Origin of the sequence: Paenibacillus sp. FSL R5-0701, from assembly GCF_037973995.1 — a bacterium.
Classification (GTDB): domain Bacteria; phylum Bacillota; class Bacilli; order Paenibacillales; family Paenibacillaceae; genus Paenibacillus.
In genome coordinates, this window is the sequence record NZ_CP150230.1 from 2,393,569 (window position 1) to 2,412,299 (window position 18,731).

The window sequence follows — 18,731 nt, forward strand, 5'->3', positions numbered from 1 at the left end:
CGCAAGTCGAACCGGATATGGCGAGAGGCTCCGTGGGTTCTACCCATGTTCCATGGAGAGAGAGGAGCCATACTGTGAAAGCCATGAATACAGGAGACAGTCTCCAAAAGAAAAATAATTTGACTGGATGGGCTTTTGTTTTGCTGGCTGTTGTCGGGATTGTTGCATTTTACTTCTACCCGATGATTCAAGCGCTGCTCTTATCGTTCAAGTCTGGTGTAGGAGCCAATCTTGAATTTTCGGGCCTTTCTAACTACAAAAGATTGTTAGTTGATACAACATTCCGTACAGCATTATCGAATACATTTATCTACTTGATTATTCAAGTGCCTGTAATGATTATTCTTGGTTTGTTTATTTCCGTATTGCTGAATGACAGCACACTACGTTTTCGGAGCTTCTTCCGTACAGCGATTTTCTTGCCTTGTGTAACTTCATTGGTAGCGTACTCTGTTGTATTCAAATATCTGTTCGCACCAGATGGAATGGTAAATCAATTCCTGATGGGCTTGCACATTATTGGGGATCCAATTCAATGGATCACAGACCCGTTCTGGGCTAAAATTACGATCATAATCGCCGTTACTTGGCGTTGGACCGGATATAACATGATTTTCTATCTGTCATCCCTGCAAAACATCGATCAATCGATCTATGAAGCTGCAAGAATTGACGGAGCGAATGCTTTTACACAATTCTTCAAAATCACAGTACCTTTGCTTAAACCGATTATCCTCTTCACGTCCATCACATCAACGATTGGTACATTGCAAATCTTTGATGAGATCATGAATATTACCAAAGGTGGTCCAGGTAATGCGACCATGTCGATTTCACAATACATCTACAACCTTTCGTTCAAATATTCACCGGACTTCGGTTATGCAGCAACAGTGTCGTATTCCATCGTAATCTTGATTATTGTATTGTCCATCATCCAGTTTAAAGTGGCAGGTGATAATAAAAATGGCTAAAGCTAAAGCAAAACGGATTTTCACGTATGTGTTCCTATCCATCGTCGCCTTTGTATCCATTTTCCCTTTCTTCTGGATGCTGGTCAGTTCAACAAATGCATCTGTCGATGTAACGAAAGGCAGATTGTTACCGGGTTCAGCTTTCATTGATAACTTCAACAAACTGATTGATTCGACGAATCTGGTACAGGCTCTCGGAAACTCGGCGATTATCTCTGTGGTCTCCACTCTCTTGGCACTGTTTATTGGTTCCATGGCAGGTTATGGCTTCGAGGTATATCGCACGAAGTCTCGTGACATTGTGTTTAATATCCTGTTGTTATCCATGATGATCCCGTTTGCAGCGATTATGGTACCCCTGTATCGTATGTTTGCAACAATCTCGGGAGTTGCACCGGTTATCGGTATTAACACCATGGCAGCAGTGATCTTGCCAACCATTGCAACAGCGTTCCTGATCTTTTTCTTCCGTCAGAACACTAAAATGTTCCCGAAAGACTTGCTGGAAGCTGGACGTATTGATGGTTTGAGTGAACTTGGGATCTTCCTGAAAATCTATATGCCAACCATGAAAACAACATATGCAGCGGCAGCAATTATTACCTTCATGAGTAGCTGGAACAACTATCTGTGGCCACTCATTGTATTGCAAACACCTGACCAACAAACGATTCCACTGTTGATCTCGAACCTCGGTGCTGGTTATTCTCCGGATTACGGAGTAATCATGACAGCAATCGTTATTGCAACACTACCTACAGCAATCGTTTTCTTCATCATGCAGAAACATTTTGTTGCAGGTATGGTAGGTTCAGTGAAGTAATGAAAACAGCATAATCCGTGCAAATGACGGGTGCAGGAAAGAAGAGAGGGCGCTGTTATGGCGTACCTCTGTCTTTTTTGTTTATGTAAAGCAAAAAGGAAATTCAGAGTAAACCTTGAATAAGTCAAACTATAACGTTTTAAAGGGAGAGAGAGCCGATGAAAGCAACAAAGGCAGATATCAACTGGTTGGGGGACGTAAGTGTATTTGAGGTGAACCGTCTTCATGCCTATTCCGATCACCGTTATTACCAAACGATGGATGAGGCTGTAGGTTCAGGCGCGATGTCCATGCGTTATGATCTGAATGGTACGTGGAAATTCAACTATGCGATTCGTCCAGACAGCCGTTCTGAGTTTTTCTATACATCCGATTTTTCCAGTGAAGGCTGGGATGATATTGAAGTTCCGGGGCATATCCAACTTCAAGGATACGGTCAGATTCAATATGTAAATACACAATATCCTTGGGATGGTTTGAACGACATTCGTCCACCGGCATTACCACAGGATAAAAACCCGGTTGGAAGTTACATTCGCACATTCCACCTGCCGACAGGTTGGGAGTCGAATCCGGTATATATTTCTTTCCAAGGTGTAGAGTCTGCATTTTATGTATGGCTTAACGGACAATTCGTAGGATACGGGGAAGACAGCTTCACGCCATCTGATTTTGACCTGACGCCATTCCTCCAGGATGGAGAGAACAAACTCGCGGTTGAGGTGTATCAACGCAGCACAGGCAGCTGGCTGGAAGATCAGGATTTCTGGCGTTTCTCCGGTATTTTCAGAGATGTGTATCTGTATACCGTCCCAACTGCACACGTTCGTGATGTTCATGTTCGCACAGATCTGGACAAGTCTTACACTAACGGTACGTTGCAAGTGGATCTGAAGCTGGAAGGAAATGCGGTTGCAGGAGCGCGCGTAGAGGCTGAACTTCGTGATCGTGAAGGCAATACCGTTAAAACGTTTGAATCCAAAGTTAACGATGGACAAGTAAGTCTTCGTGAAGATATCGGCATAGTGAACCTGTGGAGCGCAGAGATTCCATACTTGTACCGTCTCTATATTCGTGTATATGATGCTGCGGGTACACTGGTTGAGGTTGTTCCTCAAGCCGTTGGTTTCCGTACATTTGAAATGATTGATAAAGTGATGCACATCAACGGTAAACGTATCGTATTCAAAGGTGTGAATCGCCATGAGTTCAACCCGCGTCGTGGACGTGCGGTTACGAAGGAAGATATGCTGTGGGATGTTCGTACGATTAAACAAAACAATATGAATGCCGTACGTACGTCACACTATCCAAACCAAAGTCTCTGGTATGAGCTGTGTGATGAATACGGACTCTATGTTATTGACGAGATGAACCTGGAGACACACGGATCTTGGCAGAAGCTTGGCGCCGTTGAGCCTTCATGGGTTATTCCAGGGGACAAACCGGAATGGCATGATATCGTTATGGATCGCGCTGTATCCATGGTGGAGCGTGACAAAAACCATCCGTCCATTCTGATCTGGTCATGTGGTAATGAATCACATGGTGGTGAAGTCATCTACAAAGTATCCCAATATTTCAAATCAGCTGATCCAACACGTCTGGTACATTACGAAGGTGTATTCCATGATCGCCGTTTCGATGAGACCAGTGATATGGAGTCTCGCATGTATGCCAAACCGGCAGACATTGAGGAATTCCTGAATGCAAACCCGACCAAGCCGTATATCAGCTGTGAGTACATGCATGCCATGGGTAACTCCATTGGTGGTATGCACAAATATACGGAGTTGGAAGACAAATATCCAATGTATCAAGGTGGATTCATCTGGGATTACATCGATCAATCGATTTACAAAAAAGATCGTTACGGCAAAGAATTCCTCGCTTATGGCGGAGATTTTGGTGATCGTCCATCAGACTATTCGTTCTGTGGCAACGGTATCGTCCATGCTGACCGTAAAGTAACTGCGAAAATGCAGGAGGTTAAATTCCTGTACCAGAACATCAAGCTGTTCCCGGATCGTGAAGGTGTTAAAATCGTGAACGGTAATCTGTTCGCAGATACATCTGCGCTGGAACTGGTATACAGCCTGGAGCGGGAGGGACATGAAGTGCTGCGTGGAACATTGGAAGTCAACGTGGATGCCCAAAGCGAGACGGTAGTGAAACTTCCGCTTGGTGCAGAAGCTCTGGTAGGCGGCGAGTACGCTGTGAACACTGCATTTGTGTTAAAAGAAGCTACACTGTGGGCTGACAAAGGCGAAGAAGTGGCATTTGGACAGTTTATTTTCACCCAGGATCAGGTAAATGATGCAGTTGAAGTCGACTTGAACCTTGTAAGTGATGTACAAGTTATCGAAGGTGACGTTAACATCGGTGTTCGTGCCGGCAAGACACATGTGCTGTTCTCCAAACAGTTTGGGACACTGGTTTCCCTGAAATTGTCTGGTCGCGAGACGATTGCTGTACCACCTGCACCACTCTTCTGGCGTGCAATGACGGATAATGACAAAGGTATGGCGATGGGCTTTGAACTGGGCGCCTGGTATGCAGCGAGCCTGATGCCACGTTCTGTAGAGTGGAAAGCGGAACAGAAACCGGATCAATACCGGATCGAGTTCACGTACAAGCTCAACATCTCGGAGGATGTACAAGTAAAAGTGGTATATACCGTTCATGCAGATGGAAGTGTACGTGTTCATAATACGTACAAAGGTACAGCCGGATTGCCAAATCTGCCAATTCATGCATTGTCCTTCAGAACATCACCTGACTTCGAAAACGTGGAATGGCTTGCGATGGGACCCGAAGAAAACTATGCAGACCGCGCATTTGGCGCACGTCTCGGTATCCACGGCAGCAAGGTAGCTGATACCATGGCTCCATATCTGGTACCACAGGAATCAGGCAACCGTACGGGCGTACGTTGGGCCAAATTGACAGACAACGTGGGACGTGGCTTCAAAATTGAAGCATCCGGAACTCCGGTTGAGCTGAATGTTTCACCATATACGGCATTTGAGCTGGAGAACGCACAACATGCGTACGAATTGCCTCCTGTGCACTATACGGTCGTGACTGTAGCAGGTAAACAAATGGGTGTTGGCGGTGATGATAGCTGGGGTGCTCCGGTTCATCCGGAATACCTGATCCCTTCAGACGGCGAACTGACATTTGAATTTGTCATTCGTGCACTGTAAGTAAAAGAATCGTACAGAATAAAGAATGTATTCTATAAAGAACAGAGGTCTTCGCTCATCGGAGGCCTCTGTTTTGTTATGTCAATGAACAGCTTGAGAGGCTTTGTATGAAACCGTTCTCTCTCCAACCTCGTAATGTACGAGACAGGAAACATAAGGGGGGGGTCAAGATGAGTAAAAAAGCAAAGACAGGTATATGGGTGACGGTGTTGGTCTTCTTGGGCATCATAGTTGGATGTTTCATATGGTATTTCAATACCGCTTCAGGTGAACGTGCACTCAAAACGATGAGGTCCAATAACTCGGGTGGCCTGGAGAGGGTTGTTAAAGTGTACAGCAATAACGGTGAATTGATTCAGACCTATGATGGCAAAATTGACGTGGAAGATACGGAATACGGGAATAAAGTATTATTTGATCTCAATGGGAAACGTGTTGTGATCTATAATGCAACGATTGTTGTTGAAGAGAAGTAAACGTAGATTGCCAGCTTGAAGAGACGCTGGTTCGGAATTAGGAATGACACCCTATTGCTTATATGGTAAAATTAAGGAAAAAGATATAAGGGTCGGGTGAGATTTTTATGGTGGATATGTACCTCATAATCCTTGTTGCCATCTTGGGAATGATCCTGTTCTATAGCTTGATCGCATATTTCTTAATTCGTTTCATTTCGAAAAAAGCATTCAAACTGACGTTAACCAAATATGAAATGACGGAGATTATGACTTGGCTCGCCGTGTTGTTTATTACCTTCATGATGATTAAGAATGGTTCAATAAATCTTCTCTTACCGGTTGTTGTACTCATCATTCCATTGATTAATTTGCGACTCTCCAATCGAAAACATCGAGAGCTGAACTCGTAAGGTCTTGCTACGTTGGGATGAGGCACAAGAAGGATGAACATAGGAAAGGTTGACGGAGATTACATCACTAGTCAACCTTTTTCAGTTTCATTATGAATGGTGAAAATGAACAAGGAGGAGTTTAGTGATGATTCTGGGCCAATCAACTGACACTTCAGGTTTAACGCAAGTTGCCAATCTTTCGGATGAGTTGCAGCCTGTTTTTGATAAAGCAGAAAGCAAATATAAAATAGTCGATATTGAACTCTTCTTTGTTTTCAGGTGTCTTCCTGAAGAATATGAGCGGAAGTCGACGGTCAGACATGTGAAGAAGGAGAATGTCATCTATTTTGATCTGGTGGTCAGCGAGGATCGGTATAAGACATTAAGCAAAAGCAAACAACGGTATGTGTTAAGCCATGAGTTTTATGTTTTTTTAAGTGAAAAGATACAGAAATACAAGATTGAACATCTAAACACAAATGAATTTATTGCAGATATGGGCATGTGGCTGAGGGAGATTGGATGGTTGCAGACCGAAGAGGAAGCCGAAATAAGTGAATTTGAAGAAAAGTATAACTAGCAAAATAAATGAAAACATAAACAACAAAAAGAAGCTCTCTTTCGAGAGCTTCTTTTTCATGGGAGAGGAGAAACCGGACGAAGAGCTTATGGGGAAACGTAAGTCTTCTCCGCGGTTGTCTACGACACTTGTGATGTCGATAATTATAGAATCGCCCGATTGTTTCCTTTTTATACATATGCGTCAACAATTCGTCAACAATTTTCCAAGGGAAATGAAGACCGCACATTTTTCAAACTGAACCCGAATGTGGTACGATAGTCGTATCAATAAACTTACATAGAGAAAAGGTGACTCGTCAAGTGAGAGTGGTATCTGGGAGTGCAAAAGGCAGGCCGCTGAAGGCTGTTCCTGGCACGGGTACGCGGCCAACCACCGACAAGGTGAAGGAAGCGTTATTTAGCATGGTTGGTCCTTATTTTGAGGGCGGCACAGCATTGGATCTGTTTGCAGGCAGTGGAGGTCTCGGTATTGAGGCGCTGAGCCGCGGCATGGACAAGGCTGTTTTTGTTGATTTGGAATCAAAAAGTATTGAAGTTATCCGCATGAATCTGAAGGCGACCAAGCTGGAAGACCAGGCGGCCGTATATCGTAATGATGCAGGTCGTGCGTTGAAGGCACTCGCAAAACGAGGCACAACGTTTGATCTGGTGTTTCTCGACCCTCCATATCGCATGAAGAATGGGCACGAGTTAATGCTGACCATGCACGAACTGGAGCTTCTGGAACCCGAAGCAACCATCGTGCTTGAATATGAATCCAAACATGATTACCCTGAGCAATTCGGCCCGTTTGAACAAACGCGCAAGGCTTTGTATGGGGAGACGGCAGTATCCATCTATTATTATGCGCCTGAAGCAGTTGAAGATGGAGAATCCATTACACCGGAAGAGGAGGCTCCTCATGACTGAAATGATACATCGACAGGAACGGATCGCCGTATATCCTGGAAGTTTTGATCCCGTAACGATGGGACATCTGGATATTATCGCCAGAGCGTCGAAGCAATTTGATCGCGTCATTGTGGCTGTGTTGAACAATATGAGCAAAAATCCGCTGTTTACGGTGGAGGAACGCAAAGAACTGATTACGGAAGTAACCCGCCATCTACCCAATGTGGAGGTGGACAGTTTCCGCGATCTGACAGCCAATTACGTCCGGCAAAAGGAAGCTCAGGTCATCGTCCGCGGTATACGCTCGGTAACTGATTTTGAATATGAGTTGCAATTGGCATCGACCAATAGCAAGTTGAACCCAGATGCGGAAACCATATTTATGATGACAAATCCCAAATATTCCTATTTAAGTTCCAGCATCGTCAAAGAAATTGCTCATTATCATGGAGATGTTACAGATCTTGTCTCACCTGAAGTGGAAGCTGCGCTCCGTCAGAAAATCAGCGAGAAAACCGGCGGTTAAACCAGAAGGTAAGACCGGATAGACTAACCATGACTGCAAGAAGTAACGCAAGACCCATGCATGCAACAGGGAAGACACTCCAAATGGTGTTGATCGTGTATGTGTTACCTGGACTATGTATGAATAGCCAACCGAATGGTGTCGTGAGGTTCTGCTCTGCATTCGTCTGTAATGTGGTCCAGACTTCTGTGCTATAACGGCTGAACGGCATCCATAGGAACAGACTGATAAAAAAGGCGATTAAGCCATGAGTCAGGCGAACTCCAGCAAAGTACAACATCGATTTGGTGCCCGGACCAGTTGTTTTCAGGACAGCAGAGACTTGCAGATGGGAACATAAACCACCCCATCCCAGAACGGCTGCAAGTAGAGACATGAGCAGCATGGGTGTAAGTGAAGTCTGGCTCAAATGATAGGTGCCCAGATGAAGCTCAAAGAAAGCTGGCCACAGCGCAGCAGAGGACCCGGGCGTCAGATAAAGGGAGACCAGCCGGATAAACACGGCAAAACCGATCATGTATCCTCCAGTCATCATCAAGGTCTGCACAGCTTGGGATACGGTGTCACCTAACAGTTTGCCAAATCCCCTTCCATCACGACGATGGGCTTCCCTGGCTGCAATCATCATATCGGACCATATACTGCGTCGTTTGAACGTTGCGTGGTTCGGTGCAGATGAGCGACTTGTGGAATTTGCAGGCTGAGAATCAAGAGAGCTGTTATCTGCTTGTACGGCTGTTGAGCCAACCTTGTTTGTCTGGTTACCAGGTGCAGGCAGGAGACGTGTGGCAAGAATGACAGCAATCCAGCCGCTGATCCAGTGGACCACGAGTAGAAAATATCCGGCCGCTGGCTGGTGGAGAAAAGCAGCACCAACGACCAAAATGATCATCATTGGATTGGCAAAATGAGATGCCGCCGCAAGGACAACCGCCTGCTTGGCGGTAATTTGTCTATCCTGAAATAAACGGGATACCGCATCTGCTCCTGCGGGAAATCCGCCGCACATGCCTACGGCAATCGCCAGACCTGCGTTGCCTGGAAGTCTGAACCAGCGTTGCATTAACGGTCCAAGCAAGGCGCCGATCGCGTGGGTGAAGCCAAACGCAGTGAGCATTTGGGATAACATGAGGAACGGGAGCATGGCAGGGAAGATGATTTTCCACCATATATCCAGACCTTGAATAGAGGCATCAAACGCTTCTTTGGGGGAAGCAACTACCGCAATGACCAACATTAAAGCGCCAGTACTTAGGATTATCGTTCGCAACGGGCCAGAATCTCTAACCTCGCTCTGTAATGTCATCGTTTCACCTCATATCAGATAACGCCGATTCGGCATCTTAATCATTATGGACGGCCGAATAACGCCCGAAGGGCGGTTCGGCCTTGACCGGACAGGATTTTGTATACAGCGGCCTATCCGGCCTGTACCATTGTATGCACAAGGACCAGAGTGTTAGACTTGAAAAAAATGATTAAACAGGATGGAATTACGATCGCTTATTATAGAGATACAAAGAACGGAGGCTCATGCGATGAATCGGATTCGGAAATCTGGCGGATTCAGAGCTTCGATCTTTGTGATCGTGGTGGCTCTGGTCGTCTATGTTGCCGTGTACATGCCAACGCCGTATATCATATATATGCCTGGCAGTGCAGATGAAGTAAAACCAATGGTAACCGTTAAGGGTGGAGACCAGGAAGAACGCGGTGTGTTCATGATGACAACCGTGTCGGCAACATATGCCAATGTGTTTTTGCTAGGAACCTCTCTGTTCAATAAAAATGCTCAAGTGGATAAAAAGGAAGACCGACTGCGCGGCAAAAGCGAAGCGGAATACTCTGCCGAACAGGTGTGGTTCATGAGTGACTCACAATCCTCCGCAATGGAGGCTGCATATGAGCAGGCTGGTGTGACGTACTCTATTGTACCTGAACATATCTTTGTATTTGGATTGTCCGAAGACCCAAAACCGGAAGGAGATATTGCTCCGGGCGATATTATTCTGGGAGTGAATGGAACAGCTACGCCGGATAATACGGTGCTTTCTGCCCAGTTAAAAGATAAAAAAGTCGGAGATACGGTCGAAATGCAACTGGAACGTGGTGGGGAGACCATTAGCCGGGACGTGAAACTGATTCAGGTAAAAGACAGTAAAACGGGTGAAGCCCGCTCGGGACTCGGAGTAATGATCGGTGCGGTTCAGAAGGTGAAAGCTGAAGACCCGAACAAACAGATCTCTTTCACAGATACTCAGGTTGGTGGTCCGTCTGCCGGCTTGATGTTTACGCTGGAGATCTATAACCAGTTAACACCTGGAGATCTGACCAAGGGGCATCGAATTGCGGGTACAGGTACCATTACCAAGGATGGTGTGGTGGGTGCCATTGGCGGTGTAGTGCACAAGATTGTAGCCGCTGACCGAAAAGAAGCCGAGATTTTCTTTGTGCCGAAGGATAACTATAAGGAAGCAGCAGCCAAGGCTGAACAGATTGGCACCAAAATGAAACTTGTGCCTGTGAGCACGGTGGAAGATGCGCTGGCTTACCTGAAAACCTTGTCCGTGAAATCATAGGTTATCATCGAGCGGGAAGAGATCGAGCCAGCGTTGAACCGGATGGATAAAGTACGGATGAATTCGAATAATTGATTACAGTGGAATGAAGTGTGATCAAGAGATTGAGAAGATCAACAGAAGTTAATAAGGAAATCCCCTTGTTGCGAGGTGCCTGAGTGGCGTGCAGCAAGGGGATTTTTTGAAATTGTATAGTTGAGTGTCGAATAGTGGATATCACTGATCTGTTTGATGATGGAATAAAAAGCTCCATAGAGATGAAGCCTTATGGTCAAAAGCGGTTTACAGTCTCACAGGCGACTCATAGTAGTCACTGAACATCCTCCGTGTGTCCCTATGCTCGCAAGCGAGCCCATACGCAACCTGAGCTTGTATATCCAGTTCAAGTTGATTGTGTGTGAACGTCGACGGTTTCAGCACAACAGGAAGCGATGCAGTCTTCTTCATTCGTTTAAGCAGGCTCTGTCCTTGAGTATTAAATCCGAGGACTCGGAGATATCCGGGTCCGGCAGCCAATTGCTCTGGTGAACACTCGGCTTTGGTGTGATTCAGGAGCAGGTGTGCGAGCATACGCTGGAGTTTGGTGCGTGTATAACGTTTGGTCTTCAGTGCATTCAGGAGTGTTTCGACTGAAGGCTCCGGGAGCTGAGCGAGTGCACGGCTCAGCCGGTGTTCCAGGCCTTCTGTGACTTCGGTGATGCGTTCCAGCTCAGAGGCACGGCGGGTGGCCGCAAGGTGCAACAGCGGCTGTGCAAAGCGCTCCCAGTGTATGGGGGCGCGCCCTTCTTGCCATTCGCGATGCAGAATGGCAAGGGTTGTCGCCGGCACGTATGGTGCGGCGGCATCGGGTCCGTCCGCCATCAGCAGGCGGCGGACGGCTGTAGCACTGGCGATCGCCCCCGGCCCGGGCGTCGCCTCATGATACGCGGCACCGGTACGCGCCGCCGTAAAGGGCTGGATCGCGCTGCCAAGTCGTTGCAGCGCGATCAGGTAGTGCAGCCCAAGCGAATTGTTGGGCTGCTCCAGCAGTGCAGCGGCGTCGTGAGCATCGACGCCGCCGGGCGCTAGCGCCGCCGCCGCGCCTGCGTACGCGGCGGGGTAGCTGGCGCCTTCCCGCAGGCGGCGCGCGATGTCCTCGCGCATCCCTGCGGGCTCCACAGCCAGCACGCGCGCAATGCGCTGCAGGCTGTCCAGGTCGCCGGACTCGCTGCCAAAGCAGAGCGAGTCCACAATGCCGGTGCGGTGCAGCAGCGAGACCGCACCGAAGGCAAACCACTCGGCCGGTTGGACCGCGTAGGCAACCGGCAGTTCAAGCACGAGATCGGCGCCTGCGTGCAGCGCCATCTCGGTGCGTGCCCTTTTACCTACGATGGCGGGTTCGCCACGCTGGAGAAAAGGGCCGCTCATGACCGCAACAACGGCGTCTGCGCCGCTTAGCCGCCGAGCTTCCTGCAAATGATAAACATGCCCATTGTGCAAGGGGTTATATTCAACAATGACGCCTACGGCTTTCATGATTAGACGTCCTCCTTTCGATTGGATAACCGAGTATGTATAACATCCATTCCATCATAGGGGATGTCATGTATTAGATCAAATCATGCACCAATTCAGACAAGAAAAAGGCACAAATCCAACATCAACGGATGTCAGACTGTGTGCCTGCAAATCTATTGTATAGTACACATTTTTGATAATCGACGAACGTCCTCTTCACCTTGATAAATCAGCAGGATAGGACACGTACCTATACACTTATACATTAGGAGCTAATCACATTTCACAACGTTTAGACACTTTCCGGTGCGGGAGAAAGACTTGCTTTGGGCCCGAAAAATTCATAATGAATGTTGTCCGCTGCAACACCAAGCGCCTGAAGCTCCGTATACACTGCCCGCATGAACGAAACGGGTCCGCACAGATAATAAGTGGAATCCAGTTCATCGATCACTTGACGAAGCCAGGCCGCATCCATATAACCTTCCTTATGAAAGTGATTGTTCGTACGATCAGAACCCTCAGGTTGAGTATAACAATAATAAGCTTTAACGCCCTGATTACGTTCGGCCAGACTGTTCACATGATCACGGAAGGCGTGAGATTGACCATTCGGACTTGCATGTAAAAATGTAATTGCACGGTTATCGTTCAAGTTAACCAGCGTATTTAACATGCTGATCATGGGCGTTAGACCGACACCACCACTCAGGAGAACAACAGGTCGTTGATCGTCTGCATTTAGCGTGAAGTCGCCAGCAGGAGCGGATATCTCCACCTGACTGCCTTCTTCAATGTGATCGTGTAGATACGTCGAGATAACTCCGTCAGGGCGCTCTAACACACCTCGTTCACGCTTAACGGAAATGCGATAGTGGGGTTTACCCGGGGCATCTGAAAGGCTATACTGACGAATCTGGGTAAATGACTGTGCCTCTGGCTGGATTTTGATGCTGATGTATTGTCCCGGTTCATAACTGGCAATGGACTGACCATCGGCTGGAACGAGATAAAAGGACGTGATGACTTCGCTTTCCTGAACTTTCTTGGCAACTTTGAATGTCCGGAATCCTTCCCAGCCACCTGTCTGGTTTTTCGCTTCTGTATACATATCCTGTTCGATCCCGATAAAGGCGCCTGCAATGACATTATAGGCTTCGCCCCACGCCGTGATAATTTCATCCGTTGCCGCATCTCCAAGCACATCTTTGATGGCTTGAAGCAGATAGGTGCCGACAATCGCATATTGCTCGGGAACGATACCCAGGCTGCGATGTTTATGTGCAACTTGCCGGACGGCAGGCAAGATGGAGGACAGATTATCGATATGAAGGGCGGCGGTGTACACCATATTGGCGAGGGCGGCTTGCTGCCGCCCCTGTTTCTGATTTGTATGATTGAAAATATTCAGCAGTTCCGGATGAGCTGTGAACATCGTTTCGTAGAAGTGGCGTGTGATCGCTTCGCCGTGGACTTCAAGTACGGGGACTGTAGATTTAATGATTCTAATTGTGTGCTCATTTAACATATATTTTCCCTCCCGATATGATATGAAATAGTTGGATAATAAATCGGTCATGGAGCTGATCGTGCCTCGGTTTATAGCAAGTATAGATAGGGAGCAAGTAGGTCTGTGTGATATAGATCACACTAAACGTTAACGAAATGTGACCGATGTTTGCAAGGAACTACAACTAAAATGACGACTTGTAGTTTATCTTGAAGTGAGTCTATAATAGACCAGATGGAGTAAACGGTTCTGAGCCATTGGTTTTAAAAAGGGTGTAAAGTTAAAAGTGTTGACAAACGTCTTGAAAAATCGGTATAATGATTTTTGTTTGTTAAGTCAATTTCATAATACTTTTAACGATGAAGCGTCAGAATACATACAGTCAGGATTTACTGCTTTACAAAAGAAGGCTTGACCTGTATAACTGTCGTGATACGTTTGATACGAATTATGAAATTGGTTTCGTTTGGAGTGATGGAAATGTTAATGCCATTTCGCAAAGTGGCTACCAGTGATGGCCCGCTGAAGTTTAACGAACAGTGGGATATCAAGGAACTGGTTTCTAACCGACAAGATATCACAGCCGTTACCCCGCTGACTGCGGATTTATCTGCAGAATTCAGAGAAGGTGACGTTGTGGATGTTCATGGCAAGCTGACCATAGGAGTGGACATGTTGTGCTCCCGTTGTCTCAAGCCGATCAATGAACATTTTCATATTGATTTTCATGAGCAATTCAAGCAGGGAAAACAGCCAGAGGGATTACACGAAGACGATGATACGCTCTATGTGGATGGAGATAGCGTTGATCTGAAGGGTTATGCTGAGGAAGCTTTTCTGCTGGATCTTCCGTTTATACCGCTATGCAGCGATACATGCAAAGGGTTATGCCCCAAGTGTGGCCATGAGCTGAACGAAGGTGACTGCGGTTGTGATAACCAGGTTATCGATCCGCGGCTTGCAGGGCTCAAGGATTTTTTTAAATGAGCATGATTGAAAATCGAACATTGTAACAACGCGGTATTTTGCATAAATCAAAAGAGCGACTTTCAATCAGCAAAATATTGGATCGAAATGGTTCAGTTCGTCCATATTTTGTTCCCGTAAGCGTATAGATCGAATTATGCAAAATACTAACTACCTGCAAAGGTTGATTTTGATAAGGAGGTGGGAATAATGGCAGTACCTCAACGGAGAACGTCCAAGACGCGTCGCGACAAACGTCGCACTCACTTTAAATTGGCTGTACCGGGCATGGTGAAATGTGAACAATGTGGCGAACTTAAACTTAGTCACCACGTGTGCAAAGTGTGCGGAACGTACAAAGCAAGAGAGATCATCTCTCAATAATAGTTGGACATTAAGTAGCACTTCATTTCGATGAGGTGCTACTTTTTTTGGATTAGAGGGTGGCTATAGAGGGAGTTGGCAGGCATGAAATCCGTGCTTCACAGGGGTGTATTGTTTTTGTTAGGCCAGTCTTTCTTTTTGATACGGGATGAGATATACTATAGTTTAGTACCAGGTTCTAAGATTTGACGTTACATATAGATGAACCATAATCCGTTTGAGAACGACCCTGGTGACCAGGGATGCAACTATAGAAGCAACACGAAAGAATGGTTGAACTGGCCGGACGGGACGGTTCCGTAAACGATACAGCGGGGGGTGTCAGGCATCGAACGTGTACCGAAGAGACAGAGGCAACAGCAGTTAACCAAAATGATAGAAGAGAACCCGTTTGTGACGGATCAGGAACTTACACGCCAATTGAAGGTGAGTATTCAGACGATTCGTCTTGACAGGCTGGAACTTGGAATACCTGAACTTCGGGAACGCATGAAACTGATGGCAGAGCTCTCGTATGATCAGGTACGCTCGTTGCCCTTGCATGAGATTATCGGTGATATTGTGGATCTACAGCTGGATAAAAGCGGGATTTCCCTGTTTGAGATTAAGGAAGAACACGTGTTTTCCAGAACAGGCATTGCACGTGGACACTATGTCTTTGCACAGGCTAACTCCTTGGCTGTAGCGATTATTAATGACGAGATCGCGTTGACTGCATCAGCAGACATTCGCTTTGTCCGTTCGGTTCATTTGGGAGAGAAATGTATTGCAAAGGCTTATGTGAGATCGATTCCGGGTCAAAAGGGCAAAGCCAAAGTGGAAGTATTCACTTATGTAGGTGAAGAAATGGTGTTTCAAGGCAACTTTGTAATCTACCATTCAGGTGGAGAAGACAGCGGAGAAGGAGGTCATTTGGAATGAAAATCGTCATTGATGCCATGGGAGGCGACAATGCACCTGCATCAACGGTAGAAGGTGCGATTGCCGCAGCCACGGAATGGGCGGATACACAGATCGTCCTGATCGGCGATGAAGCCAAGCTGGAACCTCTTTTGAGTCAGTCAGGTGTTAGACCTGCCAATCTTACGGTCCGGCATGCTTCCGAAGTTATTGGTTCGGATGATGAACCCGTCAAAGCAGTGCGTCGCAAAAAGGATGCCTCCATGGTGGTCGCAGGCCGTATGCTGAAAGAGGGCGAAGCGGACGCGATGATCTCGGCGGGCAATACTGGAGCGCTCATGACAGCGGGTTTGCTTGTTGTAGGTCGCATGGCAGGCATTGAACGTCCGGCGCTTGCGCCTATGATTCCAACGATTGATGATGTAGGTGTGCTTGCGCTGGATCTAGGAGCGAATATGGATGCCAAACCGGAGCACCTTGCACAATATGGCCTGATGGGCAGTTTGTATCGGCAAAAAGTACAGGGCATTGAGTCCCCACGAGTGGGCTTGCTCAATGTAGGAACAGAGCCAGGCAAGGGAAATGAGTTAACCAAACATGCATACCCTTTACTGGAACAACTCCCAATTCGGTTTGTCGGTAATGTTGAGGCACGTGATGTGCTGACTGGTGCTTGTGATGTGCTTGTATGTGACGGTTTTGCAGGGAATATCCTGCTGAAATCGCTAGAGGGCACAGCAGGTGCCATTTTCGCCTTGCTTAAGGAACAATTCTCATCTTCTCTCAAAAGTAAACTGGCTGCAGCTGTACTAATGCCTGAGCTGCGTGGGTTGAAACGTAAGCTGGATTATACGGAGCATGGCGGAGCGCCACTCCTTGGTTTGAGTAGACTGGTTGTGAAAAGTCATGGATCTGCTGATGGCAATGCCATCAAAAATGCTGTGCGTCAAGCTCGGATTGCAGTGCAGAATCAGCTGGTAGAGAGCATATCTAAGGAAATTAGCGGGAAGTGAGTGACGATATGAATAATTTGCGCCCAGTAGGGGTTATTGGTACAGGGAAATATGTGCCTGAGAAAATTTTGACAAATAGCGATCTGGAGAAAATGGTCGATACCAATGACGAGTGGATCGTCAGTCGTACTGGAATCAAAGAGCGTCACATCGCTGCACCCGATCAGGCAACTTCTGATCTGGCATACGAAGCGGCTATTAAAGCCCTTGAATCTGCAGGCATGACAGGCAGTGATCTTGATCTGATTATTGTTGCAACCATTACCCCGGATTCTTCGTTCCCATCGACAGCTTGCATCTTGCAGGACAAATTGGGTGCAAAAGGTGCCGCGGCATTTGATCTGTCGGCTGCTTGTTCCGGATTTGTATACGGTTTGGCTAGTGCTACGAGCTTCATCCAAAGCGGTATGTACAACAATGCACTTGTTATTGGTGCAGACTGCTTGTCTCGCATTACGGATTATACAGACCGCAACACATGTGTCCTTTTTGGTGATGGAGCAGGCGCGGTAGTCGTTGGTGAAGTTCCGGAAGGTCGCGGCTTCAAAGCATTCGATCTCGGTGCCGAAGGTGCTGGCGGTAGTCTTCTTCAGATGGAAGGCGGCGGTTCCCGTCTGCCTGCTTCCGCAGAGACCGTTGAAAATAAAAAACATTACATCTACATGAACGGTCGTGAAGTGTTCAAGTTTGCGGTACGTGTCATGGGGACGGCTACCATTGAGGTATTACGCAAGGCTGGCATGGAGCGTACGGATGTGGATCTGTTTGTTCCTCACCAAGCGAATATTCGGATTATCCAATCTGCGATGCAACGACTTGAACTTCCTGAAGAAAAGGTTGTAGTCAACGTGGATAAGTATGCAAACACATCGGCAGCTTCCATCCCGCTTGCTCTGGTAGAAGCTGCGGAGGAAGGTCGCATGAAAGCCGGAGATACCGTTCTGATGGTTGGATTCGGTGGCGGTTTGACATGGGGTGCATCGGTACTCGTTTGGTAAAATAGACATCTGGGAGATGAATGAGATGGGTAAAATAGCATTTGTATTTCCCGGACAGGGATCACAGGCTGTAGGCATGGCCAAGGACGCGTATGAGTCCGTGCCTGCGGCAACTGAAATTTTTCGCACAGCAGATGAAACATTGGGTTTCTCGCTGAGCAACCTTGTATTTGAAGGACCGGAGACCGAGTTGAAACAGACATCAAATACACAACCGGCTCTGTTGACAGCAAGTATTGCCTTGCTTGAAGCTTTCAAAGAAAAAGGAATTCAGCCTGACTATACGGCTGGACACAGTCTGGGAGAATACAGTGCACTGGTGGCAGCGGGCGTTCTTTCGTTTGCTGACGCAGTGAGCACTGTACGGGCACGTGGTCAGTATATGGAACAGGCAGTACCAGGTGGACAAGGAGCGATGGCTGCTGTGTTGGGTGCGGATCGGGAAGCGCTGGGGGTGCTTTGCCGTGACGTATCTGAAAGTGGTCATGCGGTTGAACTTGCCAATATTAATTGTCCGGGACAAATCGTCATTTCTGGTGTGAAGGAGGGCGTAGCTGCTGTCGCGGGACGAGTGAAAGAAGCAGGCGGTAAACGCGCCATTGCATTGGAAGTAAGCGGTCCGTTCCACTCTTCATTGATGAAGGGTGCAGCTGAGAAGCTGGCAGAGAAACTGAAAACCGTTACGTTCTCACCGGCAGCGGTCCCTGTAGTCGCTAATGTGACTGCAAGACCTGCAGAGGATGGACAGGTTCAGGATTTGTTGACAGCTCAGGTCTATTCTCCTGTATTATGGGAAGACAGTGTGACATGGCTTATTGAGCAAGGCGTGGATACGTTCATCGAGATTGGATCTGGCAGTGTATTGACCGGTTTGATTAAAAAAACAGATAAAACCGTAAAATTGTACAATGTGAACAGTATTGAAACGCTCGAAGCAACGGCAAGTGAATTAGAAGGAGTTATATGAGTTAAACTAAACTTTTTACATGAGAACGGAGAGGACAGAAAAAATCTGGGGATAACAGCGATCGG

General features: G+C 47.1%; 18 protein-coding genes. 15 read left to right on the forward strand and 3 right to left on the reverse strand.

Annotated elements, in window-relative coordinates:
- Positions 1 to 83: 83 nt before the first annotated feature.
- The 8 genes from MKZ13_RS11105 (at position 84) to coaD (ending at position 7,852) form a co-directional block, all read left to right on the forward strand.
- Positions 84 to 974, forward strand: coding sequence for a sugar ABC transporter permease (locus tag MKZ13_RS11105; protein WP_036610887.1), 891 nt, complete (start codon positions 84 to 86; stop codon positions 972 to 974).
- Positions 967 to 1,797: a carbohydrate ABC transporter permease gene (locus MKZ13_RS11110; protein WP_036609483.1), complete on the forward strand. Its 831-nt coding sequence runs from the start codon at positions 967 to 969 to the stop codon at positions 1,795 to 1,797. Before MKZ13_RS11105 ends, MKZ13_RS11110 begins: the two co-directional genes overlap by 8 nt.
- A 158-nt stretch (positions 1,798 to 1,955) precedes the next feature.
- Positions 1,956 to 5,003: a glycoside hydrolase family 2 TIM barrel-domain containing protein gene (locus tag MKZ13_RS11115; RefSeq protein WP_221824210.1), complete on the forward strand. Its 3,048-nt coding sequence runs from the start codon at positions 1,956 to 1,958 to the stop codon at positions 5,001 to 5,003.
- A 170-nt stretch (positions 5,004 to 5,173) separates the two neighbouring features.
- On the forward strand, positions 5,174 to 5,479 hold the full coding sequence (locus tag MKZ13_RS11120) for a hypothetical protein (RefSeq protein WP_017689244.1): 306 nt from the start codon (positions 5,174 to 5,176) through the stop codon (positions 5,477 to 5,479).
- 143 nt (positions 5,480 to 5,622) lie between these two features.
- On the forward strand, positions 5,623 to 5,871 hold the full coding sequence (locus tag MKZ13_RS11125) for a hypothetical protein (RefSeq protein ID WP_339184009.1): 249 nt from the start codon (positions 5,623 to 5,625) through the stop codon (positions 5,869 to 5,871).
- Between the two features lie 127 nt (positions 5,872 to 5,998).
- Entirely contained in the window at positions 5,999 to 6,433 is a 435-nt protein-coding gene (locus MKZ13_RS11130; protein ID WP_221824208.1) for a hypothetical protein, read from the forward strand.
- Between the two features lie 302 nt (positions 6,434 to 6,735).
- Entirely contained in the window at positions 6,736 to 7,344 is a 609-nt protein-coding gene (gene rsmD / locus MKZ13_RS11135; protein WP_036609474.1) for a 16S rRNA (guanine(966)-N(2))-methyltransferase RsmD, read from the forward strand.
- 1 nt (position 7,345) lies between these two features.
- Complete coding sequence (gene coaD / locus MKZ13_RS11140; RefSeq protein WP_085981453.1) at positions 7,346 to 7,852, forward strand: pantetheine-phosphate adenylyltransferase; 507 nt, start codon at positions 7,346 to 7,348, stop codon at positions 7,850 to 7,852.
- Here the strand turns inward: coaD and MKZ13_RS11145 are convergent.
- The gene (locus MKZ13_RS11145; protein WP_221824207.1) at positions 7,830 to 9,158 is read right to left on the reverse strand and encodes a nucleoside recognition domain-containing protein; all 1,329 of its coding nucleotides are present in this window, start codon (positions 9,156 to 9,158) and stop codon (positions 7,830 to 7,832) included. The two genes, coaD and MKZ13_RS11145, sit on opposite strands and share 23 nt — an antisense overlap.
- Positions 9,159 to 9,390: 232 nt before the next feature.
- On the opposite strand from MKZ13_RS11145, the gene MKZ13_RS11150 reads away from it, so the two are divergent.
- Complete coding sequence (locus MKZ13_RS11150; RefSeq protein WP_221824206.1) at positions 9,391 to 10,431, forward strand: SepM family pheromone-processing serine protease; 1,041 nt, start codon at positions 9,391 to 9,393, stop codon at positions 10,429 to 10,431.
- Positions 10,432 to 10,713: 282 nt separating this feature from the next.
- Here MKZ13_RS11150 and MKZ13_RS11155 read toward each other — a convergent pair whose 3' ends face one another.
- Positions 10,714 to 11,946 (reverse strand): nucleotidyltransferase, encoded by a 1,233-nt coding sequence (locus tag MKZ13_RS11155; protein WP_339184014.1) that lies wholly within the window; start codon positions 11,944 to 11,946, stop codon positions 10,714 to 10,716.
- Between the two features lie 274 nt (positions 11,947 to 12,220).
- Entirely contained in the window at positions 12,221 to 13,456 is a 1,236-nt protein-coding gene (gene hmpA, locus MKZ13_RS11160; protein WP_221824204.1) for an NO-inducible flavohemoprotein, read from the reverse strand.
- Between the two features lie 462 nt (positions 13,457 to 13,918).
- Here hmpA and MKZ13_RS11165 point away from each other — a divergent pair, with 462 nt between their 5' ends.
- The 6 genes from MKZ13_RS11165 to fabD all read left to right on the forward strand — a co-directional run bounded on the left by MKZ13_RS11165 (position 13,919) and on the right by fabD (position 18,666).
- Complete coding sequence (locus MKZ13_RS11165; protein ID WP_221824203.1) at positions 13,919 to 14,425, forward strand: DUF177 domain-containing protein; 507 nt, start codon at positions 13,919 to 13,921, stop codon at positions 14,423 to 14,425.
- Positions 14,426 to 14,614: 189 nt separating this feature from the next.
- Positions 14,615 to 14,788, forward strand: coding sequence for a 50S ribosomal protein L32 (rpmF, locus tag MKZ13_RS11170; RefSeq protein WP_017689233.1), 174 nt, complete (start codon positions 14,615 to 14,617; stop codon positions 14,786 to 14,788).
- Positions 14,789 to 15,160: 372 nt separating this feature from the next.
- Positions 15,161 to 15,709, forward strand: coding sequence for a transcription factor FapR (fapR, locus tag MKZ13_RS11175; RefSeq protein WP_047842457.1), 549 nt, complete (start codon positions 15,161 to 15,163; stop codon positions 15,707 to 15,709).
- Positions 15,706 to 16,701, forward strand: a complete 996-nt coding sequence (gene plsX, locus MKZ13_RS11180; RefSeq protein WP_047842458.1) for a phosphate acyltransferase PlsX — start codon at positions 15,706 to 15,708, stop codon at positions 16,699 to 16,701. Before fapR ends, plsX begins: the two co-directional genes overlap by 4 nt.
- 8 nt (positions 16,702 to 16,709) lie before the next feature.
- Positions 16,710 to 17,699 carry a beta-ketoacyl-ACP synthase III gene (locus MKZ13_RS11185; protein WP_091034990.1) on the forward strand — a complete coding sequence of 330 codons (990 nt, stop codon included), beginning with the start codon at positions 16,710 to 16,712 and terminating at the stop codon, positions 17,697 to 17,699.
- Between the two features lie 25 nt (positions 17,700 to 17,724).
- A complete protein-coding gene (fabD, locus tag MKZ13_RS11190; protein ID WP_221824202.1) occupies positions 17,725 to 18,666 on the forward strand; it encodes an ACP S-malonyltransferase in 942 nt (313 codons plus the stop codon).
- Positions 18,667 to 18,731 lie beyond the last annotated feature (65 nt).